Origin of the sequence: Streptomyces alkaliphilus (assembly GCF_014141535.1) — a bacterium.
GTDB classification, from domain to species: domain Bacteria; phylum Actinomycetota; class Actinomycetes; order Streptomycetales; family Streptomycetaceae; genus Streptomyces; species Streptomyces alkaliphilus.
In genome coordinates this window covers 1-2293 of record NZ_VKHT01000825.1, presented here as the reverse complement: position 1 = coordinate 2293, position 2293 = coordinate 1, and the positions used below count along the sequence as shown (strand labels likewise).

Sequence of the window (2293 nt, the reverse complement as noted above, 5' to 3'; positions counted from 1 at the left end):
CCCCCTCCCCTCGGAGTCACTCTCCGTCGTGAACTCATGTCGATGCGTGACGGTTCTGGTGTATCTTCGGGAAAAGGGGTGCCCGGACCACAGGGGGGCGACACACGCATGTGCCACTTCCACACGCAATCGATCCGACTCCGTCGGCACGGCGGGGTCCGACCGCCGCTCAGCCGTGCGTGCCGGGGGCGGGAGGGGCGATGACCCTCCCGTTCCCCCGGGCGACCCCGGGGCCGGGGGAGCCGGGCGGCGGACCCGGTCCGACTTCCCGGGCGCTCCCCGCGCCGCCCCCGGTCCGCTTCGCACCGGCTCTCCTCACCCCGACGCGGCTGCGGATCACCATCGTGGTGCTCTGCGCCGGATACGCGCTCGGAGCCGCTCTGGGCTGGGGGTCTGCCCGCCTCGCCCTGGTGATGGGGGACTTCGGTCTGGCGCTGGCCGCGCTGACCGCCTGCGTCTCCTGCCTGTGGTACGCCCGCACCCGGGCGGGCGGGACCCGGCACGCCTGGATGCTCTTCGGGCTCTCCTCACTGATGATCGCCCTGGGGAACGGCGTGTGGGGGTGGTACGAGGTGGTCCTCGACCAACCGGTGCCCCGCACCTCGCCGGCGGACCTGTGTTTCCTCCTCTTCGCCCCCTGCGCGGTGGTCGGGCTGCTGCTGCTGGCCCGACGCCCCTCCCGGCCGGCCGGGTGGCTCTGTCTGGGGCTGGACGCCTGGTTGGTGGCCGGGTCCCTGTTCACCCTCTCCTGGAGCCTGGCGATCACCCGGCTCGCCCCGCCGGCGGGGGAGTCCGTGCTGCGCTCCGCGCTGGCCCTGGCCTATCCGCTGTTGGACATCGTTCTCGTCAGCACGGTGCTCGTGGTGCACCTCCGTCGTTCGGCCGCGCAGCGGGCCGCCGTCAACACGGTGATCGGAGCCTTCGCCCTCACCGTGCTGTGCGATTTCCTGTTCGGTTCCCCGTTGTTGCGCGAGCAGTACAGCAGCGGTCAACTGCTCGACGCCGGATGGTTCGCCGGCTCCCTGCTCCTGGCCGGGGCCCCGTGGATGACCGGCGGGGGGCTCCGTCGACGGGATGGCGGCTCCGACCCCCTCGCTCTCCCGGTCCCACCCGGCGTCGGTGGGGCGGCGGATCCGCTCGGGCCGCTCCCGGACCGTTCCCCGGTGTCGGGGACACCGGTGCCCGGGAAGCGTGTCGAGGGCCCCGTCCGGGCCGGGGTCCGCCCCGGGCCCGTGCCCGGCGATGGTTCCGATGACGGCGGAGCGTCCGCGCTGCGCGGCCCCGCCCCCTCGCTCTCAGCCTTCGCCCCCTACCTCGCCGCGGCGGTCTGTGTCCTGGGAGCCCTGATCACCCTCGCTCCGCGCGGGGGGCCGGGCACCGTCGGTGTCCCGGCCGCCCCCGGCTCACCCGACTGGGTCGTGGTGGCCACCACCGGAGCCGTGGTGCTGGCCCTGTTGGTCCGTCAGGCGATCATGCTCGCCGACAACATCGGCCTCACCCGCGAGCTCGCCCGTCAGGAGCACCACTTCCGATCCCTGGTGCAGGGCTCCAGCGACGTCATCATGATCGCCGGTCCGGACGGGGCCCTGCGGTACGTCAGTCCCGCCGCCGGCACCGTCTGGGGCACCGACCCCGAACGCCTGGTCGGCCGCGGACTGGCCGGTCTCGTCCACCCCGAGGACATGGGCGAGGTCCTGCACGAGCTGCGCCGTTTCCTGACCGCGGACGGGCCGCCGGACGCCACCGTGCGGGTGGAGTGCCGGATCCGCCACGGCGCCGGGCACTGGCTCAATGTGGAGTCGTGCGTCAACCGTCACCGCGACGGGCTCGTGCTCACCAGCCGGGACGTCACCGAACGGGTGCGCCTGCAGGAGCGCCTGCGGCACCACGCCTTCCACGACCCGCTCACGGACCTGCCCAACCGGGCGCTGTTCACCGATCGGATGCGCCGCGCACTCGGTGGGCGTCGGGCCGGGGACAGCCCGGCGGCCGTCCTCTACATCGACCTCGACGGCTTCAAGGCGGTGAACGACACCATCGGTCACCAGGCCGGGGACGACCTGCTGGTGCAGGCCGCCCGCCGGCTGCGGGAGTCGGTCCGGGTCGGTGACACCACCGCCCGGCTCGGCGGCGACGAGTTCGCGGCGCTGATCGTGGGCGATCCCGGTGGGGAGGACGGGGTCGACCGCCGCGCCCGGGTGTTGGAGATCGCCGAGCGGGTCCGTGTCGCGCTCTCCCGCCCCTACCGGGTCGGCGCCCGGAGGGGGGAGGGCGAGGCCGGCGCCCCGACCAC

General features: G+C 74.1%; 1 protein-coding gene. It reads left to right on the top strand.

The genetic code is table 11. The features are described from left to right. Positions 1-200: 200 nt before the first annotated feature. Positions 201-2293, top strand: a 2093-nt coding sequence (locus FNQ90_RS20185) for a diguanylate cyclase domain-containing protein (RefSeq protein ID WP_182607659.1), incomplete at its 3' end; no start/stop codon positions are given.